Here is a 21932-nt window from a genome sequence, read left to right on the forward strand (position 1 = left end):
AAAGCGATGCGAAGGGTGTGGGCGGTGTTCGGTTGGTTCATGCTGGCGCAGGCAGCGGCGGCGCAACCGGTCTATAAATGCACGCTGGACGGCAAGGTGAGCTATGCCGAGCATCCCTGCGCGATTGGCCGGACGACCGAGCTGGCTGTGCCGCCCGCCCCCTCGGGCGCCGAGGCTGCGGCCGCCCTGGAGCGCGACAAGGCGCGCCTGGCCGCGCTGCAGAAGGAGCGCTCGACGCTGGAAGCGCGCGCGGAACGCGAGGAGCGCGGACAGCAACGCGCCGCGCGCGCAGCGGCGGCCACGCGCCAGAAATGCGAACGCCTGCGCCTGCAGGCCAGGTGGGCCGAGGAAGATGCCGCCCGCGCAGGCAAGGCGACATCGGCCGCGGCGCGCCTGAAGGCACGGCGGCAAGCGGAGGCGCTGGCGGTTCAATGTCCGGCCTGAACGTCCTGTCCCGCTGGCTGCTGGTCGGCGAATGGCGCGCCCACCCGCTGCGCGCCGTGCTGGCCGTGGCCGCGATCGCGGTCGGGGTGGCGATGGGTTTTGCGATCCACCTGATCAACGCCGCCGCCTTCAATGAATTTTCAAGCGCGATCAAGAGCCTGTCCGGCCAGGCGGACGTCCAGGTCGCCGGGCGCGAGGCCCTGTTCGACGAAGCCATCTATCCCCTGCTCGCGCAATATGAGGGCGTCGCCCTCGCCTCCCCGGTGCTCGAACTCCAGGCCGCGATCCCGAACGTCAAGGGCTCGCTGCGCATCGTCGGCATCGACCCGCTGCGCGCCGGCTATATCGCGCCCGACCTGCTGGGCGTGCCGGCCGAGGGACGCGGCAGCGACCTGCTGGCCGACGACGCGGTCTTCCTGTCGCCTGCCGCGCAGGGCTGGCTGAACCTGCGTGCCGGCGCGGCGCTGACCGTACGCGCCGGCACCGCGGACCTCCACCTGCGCGTGGCCGGCCCCGTGCAGCGTGCCCGGCCCGGCCAGCGCTTCGGCGTGATGGACATCGGCGCCCTGCAGTGGCGCTTTGGCCAGCTCGGCAAACTCTCGCGCGTGGATCTGAAACTGCGCGCCGGCGTCAACCGCGCGCAATTCGAGGCGGGCCTGAAGAGCGACCTGGAACGGCGCTTCCCGGGGCGCTTTCGCGTCCAGCAGCCGAACGACAGCGATCAGGAAAGCCGCAACAATAACCTCAGCCGCGCCTACCGCGTGAACCTCACCGTGCTGGCCCTGGTGGCGCTGTTCACCGGCGCCTTCCTCGTGTTCTCGACCCAGGCTTTATCGGTGATGCGCCGGCGCAGCCAGTTCGCGCTGCTGCGCGTGCTCGGCGTGGAGCGCGGCCAGCTGCTGCGGCAGGTGCTGGTCGAGGGCGCCAGCCTGGGCGTGATCGGCGCGCTGCTCGGGGTTGCCGCCGGCTATGCGCTGGCGGCGCTGGCCCTGCGCTTCTTCGGCGGCGACCTCGGCGCCGGCTACTTCCCAGGGGTCAAGCCGCAAGTCGTCTTCACGCCGGTCGCCGCCTGCGTCTTCTTCGCGCTGGGCCTGGGCGTGGCCCTGCTGGGCTGCCTGGCGCCGGCCCTGGAGGCGGCGCGCGCCAGGCCGGCCGTGGCCCTGAAAGCGGGCAACGAGGAGGCGGCCCTGTCGCACCTGGCGCGCGTCTGGCCATCCATGATCTGCCTGGCGCTGGCGGGCCTGTTCGCCTTCGCGCCGCCCGTGTTCGAGCTGCCCCTGTTCGGCTATTTCGCGATTGCCCTGCTGCTGATCGGCGGCATCGGACTGATGCCGCGCCTGGCCTCGGCGAGCTTCCGCCTGCTCGCGCGTCCGCTGCTGCGCATGCCGAACCCGCCGCCGGTGCTGGCGCTGACGCTGGCGCGCCTGGCGAACGCGCCCGGCCAGGCCTCGATCGCCCTGGGCGGCATCCTGGCCAGCTTCAGCCTGATGGTGGCGATGGGGATCATGGTCGCCAGTTTCCGGATCTCGGTCGACGACTGGATGCGCCACATCCTGCCGGCCGACCTGTATGTGCGCAGCAGCGCCGGCGGCAGCTCGGGCTTCTTCGGCAAGCCGGAGCAGGATGCGATCACGCGCGCCGCCGGCGGCAATCAGGTGCAGTTCCTGCGTACGCGCCCGATCTCGCTGGCGGCCGACCGTCCGGACGTGATCCTGATCGCGCGCGACATCGATCCGCTCGATCCGGGCCGTTTGCTGTTCCTGGTCGGTTCCTCGCTCCCGGTGCCGGCAGGTGCGCGGCCGGCCTGGGTCTCGGAAGCGATGCTCGACCTGTACGGCGTGCAGGTCGGCCAGACCCTGGCGCTGCCGCTGGGCGGGCGTCCTTCGCCCTTCTTCGTTGCCGGCGTCTGGCGCGACTATGCCAACCAGTCCGGCTCGATCGTCGTGCGCCTGGCCGACTACCGCGCACTGACCGGTGCGCTGGAAGTGACCGACGCCGCCATCTACGCCGGCAGCGCAGCGAACACGAACCGGATCGAAGGCGCGCTGCGCCGGCTGCCTTTCGGCCCGGCCCTGCAGCTGGCCCGCCCTGGCGAAATCCGCGCCGCCAGCCTGCAGATCTTCGACCGCAGCTTCGCCGTGACCTACCTGCTGGAAGCGATCGCCATCGTCATCGGCCTGTCGGGCGTGGCCGCGACCTTCTCGGCGCAGACGCTGGCGCGGGCGCGCGAATTCGGCATGCTGCGCCACGTCGGCGTGACGCGCGGCCAGGTGCTCGGCATCCTGGCCTGCGAAGGGGGACTGCTGACGACACTCGGCGTGGCCTGCGGTTTCGCGCTGGGCCTCGTGATCAGCCTGATCCTCGTATTCGTCGTCAACCCGCAGTCCTTCCACTGGACCATGGGCCTGCACCTGCCCTGGGGTTTATTGGGAATCGTCGCCGCCGTGCTGGTCGCGGCCTCGGTCGGCACCGCGCTGGTGTCGGGACGCTATGCATTGTCGGGCGGCCCGGTGCGCGCCGTGAGGGAGGATTGGTGATGCGCCTGCTGTTCGCTTTGCTGTTGTTCTGCGCCGGCCTGGCCGGGGCTGCCCCGCCTTCGTTCGCGCCCGTCAAACCGGGCATGGCGCTGGCTTTTCCGCGCGACTTCGGCGCCCATCCGGATTTTCGCACCGAGTGGTGGTATGTGACGGGATGGCTGACCACGGCCGCCGGCAAGCCGCTCGGCTTCCAGGTCACCTTCTTCCGCAGCCGCACCGAACACGATCCGGCCAATCCGAGCGCCTTCGCGCCGCACCAGCTGGTGATTGGCCATGCGGCGCTGTCGGATCCGGCGCTCGGCCATCTCGTGCACGACCAGCGCAGCGCGCGCGAGGGGTTCGGCCTGGCCTGGGCCAAACCGGGAGATCTCGACCTCAAACTCGACGACTGGCGCATGACGCGCGGGCCCGACGGCAACTACCGCGTCACCCTGAAATCGTCGGAACTGAGCCTCGAGCTGACGCTGGCGCCGGCCCAGCCGCCGCTGCTGCAGGGCGACGCCGGCTATTCGCGCAAGGGCCCGGCGGCTAAGCATGCGAGCTATTACTACAGCCTGCCGCAGCTGAAGGTGACCGGCATCGCGGGACGCGCCGGGGCCGCCGGACCGGTGACGGGCAGCGCCTGGTTCGACCACGAATGGTCGAGCGAAGCGCTGCAGCCCGAGGCGCAGGGCTGGGACTGGATCGGCGCCAACCTCGACGACGGCTCGGCGCTGATGGCTTTCCAGATACGGTCGAAGGACGGTGGTAAACTATGGGCGCACGCGGCGCTGCGCGGCCCCGACGGAAAAGTCGTCCGCTACACGCCCGACCAGGTGGCGTTCGCGCCGCAGACGCGCTGGAAGTCGCCGCGCACGAATGCCGAATATCCGGTCGCAACCACGATCACGACCGGCGCCACGCGCTGGCGCATCCTGCCCCTGCAGCCGGACCAGGAGCTCGATTCGCGCCGCTCGACGGGCGCCGTCTACTGGGAGGGAGCGGTCACGCTCGAACGGGACGGCGTGCCGGCCGGACGCGGCTACCTCGAAATGACGGGCTATGCGCGGCAGATGAAACTTTGAGCCACACGACAAAATCACAAGCAGAACAACAACAAGCGACACGATGACCCAGCGTTCACCCAGTTCCAGCACAAACACCAGCGCCAGCGCCGACACCGCCACGCCACGCAAGGGCAGCCTCGCCGCGCTCAAGGGTTTGCTTCCGTTCCTGCTCCCGTATCGCCGCCAGTTCGTCCTGGCCGGCATCGCCCTGCTGTTCGCGGCCGGCGCCACGCTGGCCATTCCCGCCGCGTTCAAGCAGATGATCGACCTCGGCTTCGGCGCCCAGGCCGGCGCCCACAGCATCAAGCACGTCGACGCCACCTTCCTCGCCCTGTTCGGCGTGGCCGCGGTGCTGGGCGTGGCGACCGCGGCGCGCTTCTACATGGTGTCCTGGCTCGGCGAACGGGTCACGGCCGACATCCGCAGCGCCGTCTACCGCCACGTGGTGCACCAGAGCCCGGAATTTTTCGAGACCACGCAGACCGGCGAAGTGTTGTCGCGCCTGACCACCGACACTACGCTGATCCAGGCCGTGGTCGGCACCAGCATCTCGCTCGCCCTTCGGAACACCCTGCTCTTCGTCGGCGGCCTGGTGATGCTGTTCGTGACCAGCGCCAAGCTGACTGCCATCATCCTGGCCCTGCTGGTGCTTGTCATCGTGCCGATCGTGCTGTTCGGGCGGCGCGTGCGCAAGCTCTCGCGCGATTCGCAGGACCGCATCGCCGACGCCTCGGCGCTGGCCGGCGAGATCCTGAACGCGATGCCGACGGTGCAGGCGTTCACCCACGAGAAAATCGAGGCCGAGCGCTTCGGCAGCTCGGTGGAAGGCGCGTTTGCAGCCGCCATGCAGCGCATCCGCGCGCGCTCCCTGCTCACCATGCTGGCCATCGTGCTGGTATTCGGCACCATCGTCTTCGTGCTGTGGCTGGGCGCGCATGCGGTGCTGGAAGGGACCATGACCGGCGGCGACCTCGGCCAGTTCATCCTGTACGCCTCGATCGTGGCCGGTTCGATCGGCGCGCTGGCCGAAGTGATGGGCGAAGCGCAGCGCGCCGCCGGCGCCACCGAACGCCTGCTGGAACTGCTGGCCGCGCGTTCCGACATCCGCAACCCGGCGCATCCGCGCGCCCTGCCTGCACGCTCCTCGAATGGCGCGGCCCTCGCGCTGCATGACCTCACCTTCGCTTATCCCTCGCGCCAGGACACGGCGGCGCTGTCGCACGTGTCGCTGGCGATCCGTCCAGGCGAAACGGTCGCCGTGGTCGGCCCGTCCGGGGCCGGCAAGACGACCCTGTTCCAGCTGCTGCTGCGCTACTACGACCCGCAGTCGGGCGCCATCACCCTCGACGGCGTCGACATCCGCGACCTCGACCTGCACACCCTGCGCGGCGCGATCGGCATCGTGCCCCAGGACACGGTGATCTTCTCCGCGGATGCGATGGAAAACATCCGCTACGGCCGGCCCGAGGCAACGGACGAGGAAGTCATCGCGGCGGCGAAGCTGGCTGCGGCCCACGAATTCATCGAGCGCCTGCCGCAGGGCTACTGGTCCTTCCTCGGCGAGCGCGGCGTGCGCCTGTCGGGCGGCCAGCGCCAGCGCATCGCGATCGCGCGCGCCCTGCTGAAAAATCCCCCGCTGCTGCTGCTCGACGAGGCGACCAGCGCGCTCGACGCCGAATCCGAACGCCTGGTGCAGGGCGCGCTGGAAGCGGCCATGGTCGGCCGCACCACCGTCATCATCGCGCACCGCCTGGCCACCGTGCAGCGCGCCGACCGCATCGTCGTCATGGAAGACGGCCGCGTGGTCGAAACCGGCACCCACGCCTCGCTGGTGGCGATGAAAGGCATCTATGCCAACCTGGCGGCGCTGCAGTTCCACAACGTGCATGTAGAACACTGATTTTGAACGGCTCTGTTGCGTAACGACAGCAAAGGAAGGGTTTTTTTCGTCGAATACTTGCTTGTAGGCAATTTGTAGGTATCATCCTACATATTTGTCACTGCCGCTTACAATCATGTCCAACAATCGGTATCACCCCGCCAACTGGAATGTCGGCACCAGGATCAGCGCCTTCAGCTTCGTCCTGGTCGGCGCCATCCTTGCCGCCCTGATCATGACGATCACGGTCACCACCGGCGCGATGCTCGAAGAGCGCGCCAGCCAGAACATGCAGAACGAACTCAAGGGTGTCGTCGACACCGTCGACTTGTTCAACCGCACCGTCTCGAGCGAAGCGGTCAGCTTCGGCAAGATCTTCGCCACCGAATTCGCCGGCGCTTTCGAAGCCGATCCCGCCAGGGCGGTCGACATCGGCGGCAAACAGGTACCAGCGCTGATCCACGGCGGCAAGGTACTCAACCTCGACTTCAGCGCGCCGGACCGCTTCAGCGCCCAGACCGGCGGGAATGCCACGATTTTCGTCGCCGACGGTGAGGATTTCGTGCGCGTCACCACCTCGGTGAAGAAGGAGAACGGCGATCGCGCCGTCGGCACCCAGCTCGACCGCGCCAGCCCGGCCTACGCCGCGCTGAAGGACGGCAAGGTCTACGTCGGCCTGGCCAAGCTGTTCGGCAAGCAGTTCATCACCCAGTACGAACCGGTGCGCGATGCGGCCGGCAAGGTGGTCGGCGCCCTGTATGTCGGGGTCGACATCAGCAAGGACCTCGCGGCCCTCAAGGAACGCATCCGTTCGATCAAGATCGGCGACACCGGCTATTTCTATGTGCTCAATGCGGCGCCGGGCAAGGCCTATGGCGACCTGCTGGTCCACCCGAAACGCGAAGGCGAGAACATCCTCGACAGCCGCGCCTCCGACGGGCGCGCATTCGTGCAGGAGATCCTCGAGAAGAAGACGGGCTCGATCACCTACGACTGGAAAAATCCGGGCGAGACGAGCGCGCGCGAAAAAGTCGTGGCCTTCACCCACTTCAAGGACTGGAACTGGGTCATCGCGGGCGGCACCTACCGCGACGAGATCACCCAGGAAGCTGCGCGCCTGCGCAACAAGTACATCGGTTTCGGCCTGGTCGCGCTGCTGGTATTCGCGGCCATCCTGTATGCCTATGTGCGCGCCACCATCACCCGTCCGCTGGCGGTCGCCCGCGACGCCGCCGTGCGCATCGCCGACGGCGACCTGACCGTCAGCATCGAGCGCGGCCGCAACGACGAGATCGGACTCCTGCTCGACGCGATGAACGGCATCAGCCGCAAGCTGTCCGCGGTCGTGGGCAAGGTGCGCGACGGCGCCGAGCAGATCGCGAATGCCTCGAACGAGATCTCGACCGGCAACCTCGACCTGTGCGCCCGCACCGAGCAGCAGGCCGGCAGCCTGGCCACGACCTCCTCCTCGATGGGCGAACTGACCGAGACCGTGCGCCAGAACGCCGAGCACGCGCGCCAGGCCAACACGCTGGCGATGAACGCGTCGACCATCGCCCAGAAAGGCGGCAGCATGGTCTCGCAGGTGGTTGAAACGATGGAGTCGATCAACCAGTCCTCGCGCAAGATCGGGGACATCACCGGCGTCATCGACGGCATCGCCTTCCAGACCAATATCCTGGCGCTGAACGCAGCCGTGGAAGCGGCGCGCGCCGGCGAACAGGGCCGCGGCTTCGCGGTCGTCGCCAGCGAAGTGCGCAACCTGGCGCAGCGCAGCGCCGCCGCGGCCAAAGAAATCAAGGGCCTGATCGCCGCCTCCAGCAGCGAGGTCGACGCCGGCCGCGAACTGGTGTCGAAAGCCGGCGCCACAATGAACGAGGTGCTCGCCAGCGTCGGCCGCGTGACCAGCATCATGGCCGACATCACCGCCGCCAGCCTTGAACAAAGCAGCGGCATCGAGCAGGTCAACCGCGCCATCGGCGAGATGGACGACACGACCCAGCACAACGCCGCGCTGGTCGAAGAAGCCAGCGCCGCGGCGCAGGCGATGCAGGACCAGGCCGCCGAGCTGGCGCGCGCGGTGCGTCTGTTCAGGCTGGACGAGCGAACGAACGCGGCCGCGGTGCCGCAGTCGGCACGCCCGCCGGCGCTCAGCCACGGCTGACAATTGCGGCGCATTGCGGCGCGCAGTGCGCCGCAATGCGTGCCCTCACCCTGTCGCCGCTGCCCGCAGCGAAAACCGGCCCAGGAACAGTGCCCCGATCATGGATGAGAGCACCGTGATCAAAAAGAACCAGCTGGACGCAATCACACCGTAGGTGGGGTCCAGGTGAAACAGGTTCACGCCAAACAGGAAAGTCGCTTCGCGTACGCCCAGGCCGCCCACACTCAGCGGTAGCACGGCAGCAATGGATGAAACCAGGAACATGGCGAGGAAGGCCAGGTAATAGGCCGCCGGTGTACCCAGGTAAACAAGCAGCATGCCCATGCATGTCAATTGCAGGAGCTGCACCCCTATCCCAAGCGCAAACACGCGCGCGAGTCCTGCCGCGTCGAGCTTGATGAGCCAGCGATGGGCCAGGACGAATACGGCGACGATTGCGGCAACCGATGCAAGCGCGAACACGACGGCGCCAGGTGCGTGCCAGGGAAACGACAGGGGGGGCAGCAAGGTGCACAGGATGACCAGCAGGGCCAGCATGCCGCCGACACGGTCGACCAGCGTGATCGTGACCAGTGTACGCAGCGCGACGGCATGGCGACGATGCAGCACCAGGACCTTGTAGCCATCGCCGCCTATGCCGCCTGGTAAAAATAGGTTCAGGAACATGCCTGCATAATACAAACGCAGGTTTTCTGCCTCGCTCAGCTGCACTGCCGCGTGGCGTTGATACACATTCAAGCGGAGCGCCGCCACGATCTTGGACAGATTGAATGCGATGAAGGCGGCAGCCAGGATGGGTGCGCGCTGCGGGTGAAAAGCCAGGGTCCTTACCTGGCCCATGTCGAGATTCCGAAAGACGAAAACGATCAGACAGGCCGATACCAGCACCTGTAGAACGGCTTTCCATTTCTTGCCCGGCTGCTTAGACACCGATGTTTCTCTTGATCTGGTAGGGCTTCTTGTTTTGGGATTCGTAATATGTCCTCATGATCAGATCCGCGATGAAGCCGGTGCTGATGAGCTGGATACCGGCCACGGTCAGCAGCAGGCCAAGAAACAATAGCGGCCGCCCGGCAATACTTGCTCCCATGAGCTTCTCGAACAGCATATAGGCGTTCAACGAGCAGCCCGCGAAAAACGAGACCATCCCCAGCGTCCCGAACAGATGCATCGGGCGCTGTCCGTATTTGCGCAGGAATACCATGAGCATCAGGTCGCTGGCGACCCGCAGCGTGCGGCCGATGCCGTATTTGGACACACCCGCATGGCGCGCATGGTGCCGCACCTGCATCTCTGTCATTCTGGCGCCATGCATGGTGGCCAGCACGGGAATATAGCGGTGCAGTTCGCCGTAGAGTCCCAGGTTTTTTGCGACCTCGCTCTTGAACAGCTTCAACGTGCAGCCGTAATCGCTGATATGAACGTTCGTGGCGCGCCGGATCAGCCAATTGGCCAGCTTGCTCGGCATCCTGCGCAGCAGGAAGCCATCCTTGCGCCTGGCGCGTATGCCGGCAACCACGTCCCAGTCGCCTTCCCGCATGCGCTCCATCATGAGCGGAATATCATGCGGGTCGTTTTGCATGTCGCCATCCAGCATGACGATCAGTTCGCCATGCGCGGCGTCGATGCCCGCGGCCATTGCCGTCGTCTGGCCATAGTTACGGCTCAATACCAGCGCGCGGGTTGCCGGCGTGGCAAACCGTTCTATTTCCGCGACCGTGCAATCGCTCGAGCCGTCGTCGACGAAGATCAGCTCATGCTCTACCCGGGCAAGCGCCTCTGCAATACGCGCAATCAGGGGCTCAATGTTGCCCTGCTCATTCTTGACTGGAACAACAACCGACAATAGCATTTACTTTTCCTTTACCGAGACGACTGCATAGTCGACCGCCATGGCGCCGTGCCGACCCTGTGGCTTGCCGACCTCGAGCCGCCCACGCTGGCGGAGCGCGCTCGATGGGTAAGCATTCAGAAAACTGTCCGGCCAATCTTCCGGATGGCCGCCGGAGCCGATCAGGAGTACGTCGCCACCGATGGCTGGCCGTCTCTGCAGCAGCTCGGGCAAGAGCATGACGGTCCATGCCGGATTATGCAGAGACAGGTTTCCCGCGGTCGTCAGCTCGCTTGCAACCAGTGTCTTCGCCTGCGGAAAGCGCCGCATCAGTTGGGCCGACAGTTCAGCGAACGGTACGCGCGTGTTCTTGCCCCAGTAGGCGCGGGCCGACAGGCCGGCCAGGATGAGCACGGCGAACACCCCCGCTGCCCAGAGCACGCTGCGGCATACCGTGCGCCGCGCGAGCGATGGGAAGACCGCAAAGAATGCGAGCGGCGACAGGAACAGGATCGGCTGCATCCAGCGGTCCTTGATTTTCGTGACTTCGCCGCCGAGGACCAGCGCCGTGACACATGCAAACGCCGCCAGATAAAACCAGAGAAAAAACCGGACCTCGGGACGATCGCGGGCCGCCCGTAGTTGATCCCGGCGCGGGTCCCCGTACCGCCACCAGATCCACCCGTACACGATCCACAACGGCGTGACGAACAGGAAGCTCGCGCTGAGCATGCTGCCAAGGCCGCGCGCCACGTTACCTGCATAGCCAGCGTCCTGGCCCTGCATTTTCTCCCCGGTGGAGCGGATCGCGAAATCCAGGTGATCGAGCAGCCAGAGCCCGTGCGGCGCCAGGCAAAGCATCAGCACGGCAAGCGATATCCAGGCCTTGCGGTTCCATACTGCCTGCCTGTGTTCCCGGACCAGCAGGCTCGCCGCAAGCAGGCCAAGCGCAAACAGCGCAAAGTTATATTTGGACTGCAGCCCGAGTCCGATCAGCAGGCCGAACAGCGCATAGCGCAGTTTGCCCGGCTGCCGGAGCAGGCCGACATAGCACCACAGCGCCAGCGCGGCAACGCAGGTCATCAGCACGGAGTGCGTCAGGTCGCGTTGCGATTCCCATCCAATCTGTGGAAACAAGATGAGCGAGGCGGCGACCATGATGGCGCCGGCAACGCCGATGAGCGACCTGGCCGTGTAGAACATCGCCAGGTAGGTGCAGAACAGGAGCAGGTTCTTCTGGATGGACAAGGCAAGGATGTTGATGCCGAACAGGGAAAACATGAGCCACTGCAGCCAGAAGTACAAGGGCGGCTGGCTGCCGTAGCCCAGCTGCAAATGCTGAGACCTGAGGATGGATTCCGATTCGTCCAGGTCGAGCACCGCGGGAGAGCTAACGCGCAGCACGACCTGCAACAGGAAATAGGCGGCGAGTACAAAGAGAAAATGCGTGCCGGCGCGCCTGTCGCAAGCCACTGGAATCGCGTCGTTTCGCATGTCTAGTCGATCTTGTTATGCACCATCCAGGTGACCAGCCACTCCCGGAAGCGGCCCAGTCCCTCCCTCAGCGATGTTGCCGGCGCAAACCCGACCCACTCCTGCAATTTGCTCGTATCGGCATAGGTCAGCGGCACGTCGCCTGGCTGCATCGGCAGGAACGCGATCCTTGCCTTGACCCCGACTACCTCCTCCAAGGCTGCAATGAAATCCAGTACCCGGACCGGCTGGTGGTTACCGACGTTGAACACCGTGTGCGGCGCCACGTTAGCGGCGACAACGGCGGGCTTTGCCGCAACCCGAACGACCGCTTCAACGATGTCATCGATATAGGTAAAGTCCCGTTCCAGTGCGCCTTGCGCGAATACCGGAATCGCCTCGCCCTCGAGCATTTTCTGCGCGAAGCTGAAGTAGGCCATATCGGGACGCCCCCAGGGCCCGTACACGGTAAAAAACCGCAGGCCGGTGGCCGGGAACCCAAACAGGTGGCTGTAGGAATGCGCCAAGACCTCGTTCGCTTTCTTGGTGGCCCCATAGAATGAAACGGGCTCATCGGTCCTGTCGCTTTCCCTGAAGGGCGCGTTTTCGCTTGCGCCGTACACGCTGCTGCTGCTTGCATACACGAGGTGGCGTGGCCTGAACCGGCGGCAGGCTTCCAGAATATTGGCGAACGCGACCAGGTTCGACTGCACATAGGCAGCCGGATGCTCAATTGAATAACGCACGCCGGCCTGTGCCGCCAGGTGAACGACATAGGCCGGCCGAACACGGTCGAACAGGCGGTCGACCTGCAGGGCGTCAGCCAGTTCCACGGCTTCGCAGCGGATGCCATGCGGCGCAAGCAGGGCCTGCACACGCCCATGCTTCAGATGGACCGGATAATAGTCATTGAAGTTGTCGCATGCGGCAACCGCCGCACCCATGCGAGCCAGGCGCGATGCGACAAAACTGCCGATGAAACCGGCAGCACCGGTGACCAGCACAGGGGCGCCGGCCGGGATCATTGCCGCCCCATCGGCGCGGCCCTGCCAATACCGTGGTAGACAAGCCCGAAGGACGCGACGAACTGGGGGTCATACAGGTTTCGACCGTCAAAGATGGCCCGGTGCCGGAGGGCGGCCGCCAGGAAGCTGAAGTCCGGCGAACGGAATTCCTTCCACTCGGTGGCGATGGCCAGCACATCAGCGCCTTCGACGGCGGCCGCCGCGGAATTCGCCATCCTGAACAGTGTCTGGCAGCGTGCTTCGCCATGCTCCCTGAGCAGGACGCGCCTTGCCTCGATGCCGGCGACCGGATCGTAAGCCTGCACGCGGCAATTCGCCGCAAACAGTTCCCCTATCAGGGCGAGACTGGGCGCCTCGCGCACATCGTCCGTATTCGGTTTGAACGACAAGCCCCAGAGTGCGATGGTTTTTCCTGCAAGCTGATCGGCGCCCTTGAAGAAGCGTGCGATTTTCTTGAACAGGATATTCCTTTGCGATGCGTTCACCGCCTCGATGGCATCCAGGATGCGCAGGTCCTGCCCATGGTCGGCGGACGTCTTCAACAGCGCTTTGACATCCTTGGGGAAGCAGGAGCCTCCATATCCCATGCCGGCATACAGATAATCCGGGCCGATGCGCGGATCGGAGCCGATACCACGCCGCACCTGTTCAATATCGGCGCCCAGGGTCTCCGCCAGGTTGGCGAGTTCATTCATGAAACTGATGCGCGTCGCCAGCATGGCGTTCGCACCGTATTTCGTCAGCTCGGCGCTGCGCACGTCCATTTCGACCAGCTTTTCATGATTGCGGCTGAATGGCGCGTACAGGCGGCGCATGATTGCCGTCGCGTGCGGATCGTCGCTGCCGACGACGATCCGGTCCGGGCGCATGAAGTTCTCGATCGCCGCGCCTTCCTTCAGGAACTCGGGATTGCTGACGACAGTGAAGTCGATGTGGGCGCCGCGTGCCCCGAGTTCTTCCTCGATGACCCTTTTCACCCGCTCGGCCGTGCCGACGGGCACGGTCGATTTGTTGACCAGAATGGTCGGCCGCTGCACGCGCCGGCCGATATTGCGCACCGCGGAAAGAATATGCGCCAGGTCGGCGCTGCCGTCTTCCTCCGGCGGCGTGCCGACGCACAGGAAAATAAGGTCGGCGTGCGCAACCGCCGTATCGTAGTCGGCGGTAAACATCAATCTGCCGGCCGCCATGTTATGCACCACCAGCGCATCGAGGCCAGGTTCGAAAATCGGGATGCGGCCGGCATTGAGCAGCTCGATCTTCCGTTCGTCCGTATCCAGGCATAACACGGCATTGCCGACATCGGCGAAGCAGGCGCCCGACACCAGCCCGACATATCCTGTGCCAATCACGGTTATCTTCATGTGCGTACAAGCAATTGACGACAAACAATCAGCAACCCTGGAGAATCCCGGGACCGGAAGTACTGAAGAGTAGACCGCTCGGGCCGGTGTGAAGTTCCCGCCGTCCGCACGCAGCCGTGCCGGACCCAGCGGCGAGCCCGGCGCCCCCTATTCCCTCTGCCGCGCCCCCGGTGTAAAGTGGCAAGCCCATCCCAGGAGCCCATCTTGACCGACGCTGAACTGATCCGCCGCTGCGACACCGTCTTCCCCGGCCACCGTGCCCGTACTCCCGCCGAGATGTACGCCGCCATGGCCGCCTGGTGCGAACAGCACGGCGTCGAGCACGACGTCTACGGTAGCGGCGAACTGATCGCGTCTTTCGAAGAAAAGATCGCCGCCCTGCTCGGCTTCGAAGCGGCCGTGTTCTGCATCAGCGGGACCATGGCGCAGGTCACGGCCCTGCGCCTGGCTTGTTCCGACCGCGGCAATACGCCTGCCGCGTTACACCCGACCTCACACATCTTAGTTCATGAACGCTCGAATTTCCAGATGCTGGGTCACTTCGACGCCCTGCAGGTCGGCGACCGGAATCGACCCTGGCTTGCAGCCGACCTCGAAGCGGTGCCGGACAAACTCGGCGCAATCGGTCTGGAAATCCCGATGCGCGAGATCGGCGGGCAAGTCTCGCCCTGGGAAGAACTGGAAAAGATCAAGCTGCACGCCAGAGCGCGCGGCGTGCACCTGCACATGGATGGCGCGCGCCTGTGGGAGGCGCAGGCCGGCTACGGACGCAGCGCCGCTGAGATCGCTGCCGGCTTCGACTCCGTCTACGTGTCGCTGTACAAGGGCGTCGGCGGCCTGGGCGGCGCCATGCTGGCCGGTTCGCGCACCTTCATCGAACGCGCCGCCGAATGGTTCCGGCGCCAGGGCGGCAACGTGATCCACCGCTCGCCCTACGTCGTCTCGGCGGCGATGCAGTTCGACGCGCGCCTGGCAAGCATGCCGGTTTACTTCCGCCGCACGGAACTGCTGTATGAGGCCCTGCGCGAGCATCCCGCCATCCGCGTCAACCCGGCCAGGCCGGCCGCCAACATGCTGCACCTGCACCTGCCGGTGGGCCGCGAGCGGGCGCTGGCAATCCGCGCCGAGCTGGCCGAACGCCACGGCATCTGGCTGTTCAACCGCGTGTCGAACGGCGTGCTGCCGGACACCAGCTACTTCGAGCTCTATGTCGGCGACAACCTGCTGGCCGTTCCCGAGACGCGCCTGCGCGAGGCCCTCCGCCTGTTTGCAGATAAGTTAAAATAACGGGTTTCCCCAGAAGGACAGCAATGCGCCAATACCTCGACTTCATGCGCCATGTGAAAGAGCACGGCGCCCTCAAGACCGACCGCACCGGTACCGGCACCCTGTCCGTATTCGGGCACCAGATGCGCTTCGACCTGGCCGAAGGCTTCCCGCTGGTGACCACCAAGAAGGTGCACCTGAAGTCGATCATCCATGAACTGATCTGGTTCCTGCAGGGTTCGACCAACATCGGCTACCTGAAGGAAAACGGCGTCTCGATCTGGGACGAGTGGGCCGACGCCAACGGCGACCTCGGTCCCATCTATGGCTATCAGTGGCGCAACTGGCCGACGCCGACCGGGGAACACATCGACCAGATCAGCCAGGTGCTCGAGCAGATCCGGAACACGCCCGATTCGCGCCGGATGATCGTCTCGGCCTGGAACGTGGCCGACATCCCGCAGATGAAACTGCCGCCCTGCCATGCCTTCTTCCAGTTCTATGTGGCCGACGGCAAGCTGTCCTGCCAGCTCTACCAGCGCAGCGCCGACATCTTCCTGGGCGTGCCCTTCAACATCGCCTCCTACGCGCTGCTGACGCACATGATGGCGCAGCAGGCGGGCCTGGAAGTCGGCGACTTCGTCTGGACAGGGGGCGACTGCCACCTGTATTCGAACCACCTGGAACAGGCCGAACTCCAGCTTTCGCGCGAGCCCTTCCCTCTGCCGAAGCTGGTCATCAAGCGCAGGCCGGAATCGCTGTTCGACTACCGCTACGAGGACTTCGAGTTCGTCGGTTACGAGTCGCATCCGGGGATCAAGGCGCCGGTGGCGGTGTAATCGCTGCGCGTGCCGGGTCCAGCCGTACACGATTGACAAGGCTGGACTCATCCTTTAGATTGAAGCATTGCCCGCCTCGCGCACGCCCGGCGGGTTTTCCTTTTTTCAGGATCGCATCATGACCATGGACCAGCTCGCGGAGCCAGTCTTGCCCCACCCTGCCGACGCTTCACCCCGGCCACCCGTTCTGCATATCGCCCTCCATGCGGACCCGACGACGGGATATGCGGCGATCCAGAACAACCTCCCGGTCCTGCGCGCGGTAACGCTCACCAACAACGGAGACGAGGCACTCGACGACGTCGAGGTGCTGGTCGTCTGCGCACCCGCATTCGCGCGCGGCGAACGCCTGCATTTCGAGCGCCTGGCGCCTGGCGAAACACGGCGTATCGCACCGCTCGACCTGAAACCGGACCACGACTACCTGGCCGCGCTCGACGAGTCCGAACGCGGTTCGGTGACCGTCAGCGCAAGCGTGCACGAACAGCCGGCGGCGCAGGCCGTCCACCCGGTCGAGGTGCTGGCCTACGATCAGTGGGCGGGGACGCGCGCGTTGCCGGAACTGCTGGCTGCCTTCTGCATGCCCAATTCGCCGGTCGTCGACCGCCTGATCGCCAGGGCATCGAGCCTGTTGCGCGCCAACGCGCCCGGCCTGTCGATGAGCGGCTACCAGTCGAAGAACCGCGAACACGCGTGGAAGCAGGCGTCCGCCATCTACAGCACGCTCGCCGCCGAAGACCTGCAGTATTCGAACCCGCCGGCCTCGTTCGGCGGCGACGGACAGAAGATCCGCACGCCCGAGCGCATCCTCGACACCCATGTCGCCACCTGCCTCGACCTGGTCATGCTGTTCGCGGCCTGTCTCGAGCAGGCGGGCCTGCACCCGGTATTGCTGCTCAAGGAGGGGCACGCCTGGGTCGGCGCCTGGCTGGTCGAAGCGACCTTCCCGACCGCCGTGGTCGACGACGTGCAGTCGGTACGCAAGCGCGTCAAGTCGGGCGAACTGATGGTGTTCGAGACCACGTCCATCGCCGCCGGTGCGGGAACGACGCTGCGCACGGCGTGCAGGCAGGGTGAGGACCAGCTGGCCGACGACATGGCGTTTACCTGCGCCATCGACGTGCGGCGTGCGCGCGAAGCGCAGGTCCGTCCCCTGCCCTCGCGTTCCACCTCCGCCGCGCCCGCCCTGCCCGCGCTGGAGCCCGGCGCGCCGGCGATCGAAGAGATGCCGCCCCTGCCGCCGCTCGATCCCGGCCTCCTTCCCGTGCGCGAGCTCGCAGCCGACACCCCGGAAGGCCGCCTCGCCAAGTGGAAAAGCCGCCTGCTCGACCTGACGCTGCGTAACCGCCTGCTCAACTTCAAACCATCGAAGACGACGCTGCGCGTGATCTGCCCCGACCTGGGTGCGTTCGAGGACAGCCTGGCCGAGGGCAAGGAATTCAGGATCAGGGCGACGCCGCCGCTGATGACGGGCGTCGACCAGCGCGATGCCGCCGTCTACAGCGCGCGCCATGGCGCGACGCCGCTCGACGCGCTGGCGCTTGACGCGCTCGGCCGCGGCGAGATCGTCGTCGACAGCACGGGCGACGCGCTGGAGGCGCGGCTGCTGGAATTGTTCCGGACCGCCTCGACCGGCCTGGAGGAAGGCGGCGCGAACACCCTGTTCCTGGCCTTCGGTTTCCTCCAGTGGCAGGAAAGCGCGGACGCCGAGGCGACCCACCTGGCGCCGATCCTGCTGGTTCCGGTCACGCTCTCGCGCCAGTCGGTGCGCAGCGGTTTCCGCCTGGCCCGCCACGACGACGAGGCATTGGTGAACCCGACCCTGCGCCAGAAACTGGCCCAGGACTTCGACCTGAAGCTGCCCGCGTTCGACGTGTTGCCGGGCGACGAAAAAGGCATCGACGTCGCGGCCATCCTGCAAACCTTCCGCCTGCACGTGGGCGAACTGAAGGGATGGGAAGTGAAGGAGACGGTCGAACTCGGGATCTTCTCGTTCACCAAATACCTGATGTGGAAAGACCTGCAGGACCGCCATCGGGAGCTGCAGGAAAACAGCGTCGTCGCCCACCTGATCAACAACCCGGGCAAGGCCTTTGCCAGCGAGCCGCTCGGGTTCGAGCCGCGTACGCTCGATGCGACGCACAGGCCGCACGACCTGTTCGCGCCGATGCTCTCGGACTCCTCGCAGCTGCGCGCCATTTGCGTGGCCAGCGGCGGCAAGAACCTGGTGATCGAGGGCCCGCCCGGTACCGGCAAGAGCCAGACCATCACGAACCTGATCACGCATCTGCTGGCTACCGGGCGCACCGTGCTGTTCGTCTCCGAAAAGATGGCCGCGCTCGACGTCGTGCACCGCCGCCTGAGCAGCCTGGGACTGGGGGCCTTCTGCCTCGAGCTGCACTCGGCGAAGGCACGCAAGGCCGATGTGCTCAAGCAGCTCGGCACGGCACTCGACGCCGCCGGCACGCGCACCGTGCGCGACTGGGAGCTCGAAGCCGGGCGCCTGTGGGCGCTGCGCCAGGACCTGAACGGCGTGGCCGAAGCCCTGCACCGGGTGCACCGCAACGACCTGACAATCTACGACGGCATCGGCACCACGGTCGCGCACCCGCTGTGGCGCCCCGCGCACATGAACTTCCCGTCGCTCGACGCGCATTCGCGGGAGGAACTCGATGCGCTGCGCGCCAGTTGCCGCCAGATGGCCGCATTGGCGGGCCAGCTCGCCCAGCTGGCCGGCCATCCGCTGGCGCTCATCTCGCGCCGCGACTGGACGCCGGCTTGGGAACAGGCGCTGCTGCAAGGAGCCGCCGGCCTGGAAGCGAAGGCTGGCGCCCTCCAGGATGCGGCCGGCCGCTATTTCGGCTTGCTGGGGCTGGACCACAGCGGCCTGTCGCTGGCCGAACTGGCCCTGCTCGACGAACTGGCCGATATCCTGTTGACGGCGCCGGCCGTGCCGCCGGGAGTGGCGCGCGCCGCCCACGACGAAGCGGCGCGCAGCCGCCTCTCCGTGTTGCGCGGGCACGGCCAGGCACGCGCACAGGCGTGGGATGCGCTCGGCGGTGCCTGGCGCGAAGACCTGGCCACCCTCGACGCGCAGGCGCTGCGCCTTGAATGGAGCGCCGCGACCCAGGCCTGGTGGCCAAAAAGCTGGTTTGCAAAACGCGCTGTCCTCAAGCGCATGAGCGCTTACCGCAGCGATGGACAGCGTCCGGCCGAGACCGCCATGCCCGGCCTGCTCGATACCCTTGCCACGCTTAACGCCGAGGACGGCGCGCTCGACGCGATGGCGCCCGAATCGGCAACCCTGCTCCAGCAGGATTTCGCCGGCCACAAGACCGACTGGACGAAAATCGAGGCGGCCGAACGCTGGGCGGCGCGCTTCGCCCAGGCCGTCGTGCGCCTGGGCGGCGGCGACCCCGAACTGGCGGCGGTGCTGCGCGAGAAGCTGGGCGCCCTGGTCGACGGCCAGCGCGCACTGCTGGGTGGCGACATGGCCCATGGCCGGACCCTGCTCGCCTATCGCGAGGCATGGCGCGCATGCGCCGGTGCCATGGACCAGGTGGGGCAACTGGCAGGCGGCACAGGCCTGGCGGGCGACGATTCCACCCCGGCAGCGCTGGTGCGCCTGCTCGCGATGCTCCAGGGCTGGCGCCAGGCTGCGCGCCAGCTCCAGCCCTGGAGCCTGTGGCAGCGCGCACGGTACGAGGCGCTCGGCAACGGCCTGCAGGGCATCGTCGACGCCCTGGAAGCGGGCGACACGCCGCTCGCGAGCGTGGCTGACTATTTCGAATTCAGCTACCGCAACTGGTGGGTGCGCGAGGCGATTGGCGCCGAGCCGGTCCTGTGCGCCTTTTCGAGTGCGGACCACGAGCGCAAGATCGCGGAATTCCGCCAGGCCGACGCGCGCTTCCAGACCTTGACCCAGCAGTACGTGGCGGCGAAGCTGGCCGGACAGATCCCGGCGGCCGGCAGCGTGGCGCCGGGTGCCGACTCCGAGATGGGCAAGCTGCGGCGCGAGCTGCAAAAACAGCGCAAGCACATGCCGGTGCGCCAGCTGGTGCAGAACCTCCCGACCCTGATGCCGCGCCTGAAACCCTGCCTGCTGATGTCGCCGCTGTCGGTGGCGCAGTATCTCGACGCGGGCCACGCCCAGTTCGACGTCGTCATTTTCGACGAAGCCTCGCAGATTCCGGTATGGGACGCGGTCGGCGCGATCGCGCGCGGCCGCCAGCTGGTCTGCGTGGGCGACCCCAAGCAGCTGCCGCCGACCAGCTTCTTCAGCAAGGTCGATGAAGGCGAAGGCGACACCGGGGAGGAATTGCAGGACCTGGAAAGCATCCTCGACGAGTGCCTCGGCATCGGCATGCCGCAGCTGACGCTGCAGTGGCATTACCGCAGCCGCCACGAAAGCCTGATCACCTTCAGCAACGTCACCTATTACGACAATGCGCTGGTCACCTTCCCCTCGCCCTACACCGCGGACACGGGCGTGCGCTTCCAGCGCGTGCACGGCGTGTATGACCGCGGCGGCTCGCGCACCAACCGCGCCGAAGCCGACGCGATCGTGAAAGCCATCGAGGCGCACTACCTCGATGCGGCGCGGCGCCGGCAGTCGGTCGGCGTCGTCACCTTCAACCAGGCGCAGCAAAACCTGGTCGAACGCCTGCTCGACGAGCGCCGGCGCGCGTCGCCGCAGCTCGACGCGGCGCTGGCGCAGGCCAGCGCCGAGCCGCTGTTCATCAAGAACCTGGAAAATGTGCAGGGCGACGAGCGCGATATCATCTATTTCTCGATCACCTACGGACCTGACGCCGCCGGCAAGGTGAGCCTGAATTTCGGGCCGCTGAACCTGGAAGGCGGACACCGGCGCCTGAACGTGGCGGTCTCGCGCGCGCGCCAGCAGGTCGTGGTCTACAGCACGCTCATGCCCGAACAGATCGACCTGTCGCGCGTGCGCGCCAGCGGCGTGCGCGACCTCAAGCACTACCTTGAGTTCGCCATCCGCGGTCCGCGCGCGCTGGCCGAGCAGCGCATCCCGACCGGGCGCGAGCCGGACAGCCCGTTCGAGCGCCAGGTCATCGCGCTGCTGCGCGAACGCGGCTGGGAAGCGCACCCGCAAGTCGGCGTGTCGGGCTTCAGGATCGATATCGGCGTGGTCGATCCGCGCGCGCCCGGCCGCTACCTGCTCGGAGTCGAATGCGACGGCGCGAGCTATCACTCGGCCGCCAGCGCGCGCGACCGCGACCGGCTGCGCCAGCACGTGCTCGAGGGCCTGGGCTGGGAATTGCACCGGATCTGGTCGACAGACTGGTGGATCAACCCGGAAGAACCGGCACGCCGGCTCATCGCGCGCCTGGAGGCGCTGGCGAGCCAGCCGCTCGAGAGCGAGCCCGAGGTCGTTCCCGAGCCGGACTGCAGGCCGGAGGCGCCTGGCGAGGACGCCACGCCAACGACGGACGCGGCGGGACCGTCCGAGGCCATGCCCACCTCGGGCATGGCCCCTGGCCTGGTCCCCTATTGCGCCACCCCGATCGACGGCGGCGACGCCGATCTGTTCTACGAAAAGGCATCGATTCCGCTGATCCGCGCGCAGCTTGCGAACGTGATTCGCTACGAAGGACCGGTGAGCCGCGACCTGCTCTTCCGACGTGTGGCGCGTGCCTGGGGCGTGGCCCGCCTGACCCGCCGGGTCGAGGAACACCTGGCGCGCCTGGTGCCGCATGCGCCCGTCACGGCGGACGGCGAGGCCCCGGTATATTGGCCGGAAAACGTCAACGCGGCCGATTGGGAAGGCCTGCGTGTCCCGGACGGGAATGCCGATTCGCGCCGCGCGATCGACGATATCTGCATCGAGGAACTCGGCAATGCCGCGCTGTACGTGCTGGACCGGCAGGGCGCGACCGGCAAGGATGGGCTGGCGCGGGCGGTGTGCAGGCTGTTCGGCATCAGCCGCACCACGGCCGACGCGGAAGAACGCATCGCACGCGCGCTGCTGGCCGAACCGGCGGCAAGCCGGATCGCTATCGAGGGCGGCGTCGTGCGCAGCCTGCGGCGCTAGCCTGCG

Annotated in this window: 13 protein-coding genes; 8 read left to right on the plus strand and 5 right to left on the minus strand. The window is 66.6% G+C overall.

Translation table 11 applies throughout. The features are described 5' to 3' along the window. Positions 1-6: 6 nt before the first annotated feature. The 5 genes from LPB04_RS19040 (at position 7) to LPB04_RS19060 (ending at position 8070) form a co-directional block, all read left to right on the plus strand. A complete protein-coding gene (locus LPB04_RS19040; RefSeq protein ID WP_193686053.1) occupies positions 7-444 on the plus strand; it encodes a DUF4124 domain-containing protein in 438 nt (145 codons plus the stop codon). Beyond that, entirely contained in the window at positions 432-2981 is a 2550-nt protein-coding gene (locus tag LPB04_RS19045; RefSeq protein ID WP_193686054.1) for an FtsX-like permease family protein, read from the plus strand. The genes LPB04_RS19040 and LPB04_RS19045 overlap by 13 nt, the downstream gene beginning before the upstream one ends. Further along, on the plus strand, positions 2981-4045 hold the full coding sequence (locus LPB04_RS19050; protein ID WP_193686055.1) for a lipocalin-like domain-containing protein: 1065 nt from the start codon (positions 2981-2983) through the stop codon (positions 4043-4045). Before LPB04_RS19045 ends, LPB04_RS19050 begins: the two co-directional genes overlap by 1 nt. 43 nt (positions 4046-4088) lie before the next feature. Then, complete coding sequence (locus LPB04_RS19055) at positions 4089-5927, plus strand: ABC transporter transmembrane domain-containing protein (protein WP_193686056.1); 1839 nt, start codon at positions 4089-4091, stop codon at positions 5925-5927. Between the two features lie 115 nt (positions 5928-6042). Continuing rightward, the gene (locus LPB04_RS19060; protein ID WP_193686057.1) at positions 6043-8070 is read left to right on the plus strand and encodes a methyl-accepting chemotaxis protein; all 2028 of its coding nucleotides are present in this window, start codon (positions 6043-6045) and stop codon (positions 8068-8070) included. 45 nt (positions 8071-8115) lie between these two features. On the opposite strand, the gene LPB04_RS19065 is transcribed toward LPB04_RS19060, so the two are convergent. From LPB04_RS19065 to LPB04_RS19085, 5 genes are read right to left on the minus strand one after another with little or no spacing between them, the layout of a single operon-like run. After that, a complete protein-coding gene (locus LPB04_RS19065) occupies positions 8116-9000 on the minus strand; it encodes a lysylphosphatidylglycerol synthase transmembrane domain-containing protein (RefSeq protein ID WP_193686058.1) in 885 nt (294 codons plus the stop codon). Beyond that, the gene (locus LPB04_RS19070; protein WP_193686059.1) at positions 8993-9922 is read right to left on the minus strand and encodes a glycosyltransferase family 2 protein; all 930 of its coding nucleotides are present in this window, start codon (positions 9920-9922) and stop codon (positions 8993-8995) included. Before LPB04_RS19070 ends, LPB04_RS19065 begins: the two co-directional genes overlap by 8 nt. Next, positions 9923-11395 carry a glycosyltransferase family 39 protein gene (locus LPB04_RS19075; protein ID WP_193686060.1) on the minus strand — a complete coding sequence of 491 codons (1473 nt, stop codon included), beginning with the start codon at positions 11393-11395 and terminating at the stop codon, positions 9923-9925. Positions 11396-11397: 2 nt separating this feature from the next. After that, positions 11398-12399 carry an NAD-dependent epimerase/dehydratase family protein gene (locus tag LPB04_RS19080; RefSeq protein ID WP_193686061.1) on the minus strand — a complete coding sequence of 334 codons (1002 nt, stop codon included), beginning with the start codon at positions 12397-12399 and terminating at the stop codon, positions 11398-11400. Beyond that, entirely contained in the window at positions 12396-13763 is a 1368-nt protein-coding gene (locus LPB04_RS19085) for a UDP-glucose dehydrogenase family protein (protein ID WP_193689090.1), read from the minus strand. The genes LPB04_RS19080 and LPB04_RS19085 overlap by 4 nt, the downstream gene beginning before the upstream one ends. A gap of 204 nt (positions 13764-13967) precedes the next feature. Between LPB04_RS19085 and LPB04_RS19090 the strand changes: the two genes are divergently transcribed. From LPB04_RS19090 to LPB04_RS19100, 3 genes are all read left to right on the plus strand, one after another. After that, the gene (locus tag LPB04_RS19090) at positions 13968-15050 is read left to right on the plus strand and encodes a threonine aldolase family protein (protein ID WP_193686062.1); all 1083 of its coding nucleotides are present in this window, start codon (positions 13968-13970) and stop codon (positions 15048-15050) included. Positions 15051-15073: 23 nt separating this feature from the next. Next, entirely contained in the window at positions 15074-15868 is a 795-nt protein-coding gene (gene thyA, locus LPB04_RS19095) for a thymidylate synthase (protein ID WP_193686063.1), read from the plus strand. A 118-nt stretch (positions 15869-15986) separates the two neighbouring features. Then, positions 15987-21926, plus strand: coding sequence for a DUF3320 domain-containing protein (locus LPB04_RS19100; protein ID WP_193686064.1), 5940 nt, complete (start codon positions 15987-15989; stop codon positions 21924-21926). The last annotated feature ends 6 nt before the right edge of the window (positions 21927-21932 follow it).

Source organism: Massilia litorea (genome assembly GCF_015101885.1).
Classification (GTDB): domain Bacteria; phylum Pseudomonadota; class Gammaproteobacteria; order Burkholderiales; family Burkholderiaceae_D; genus Telluria; species Telluria litorea.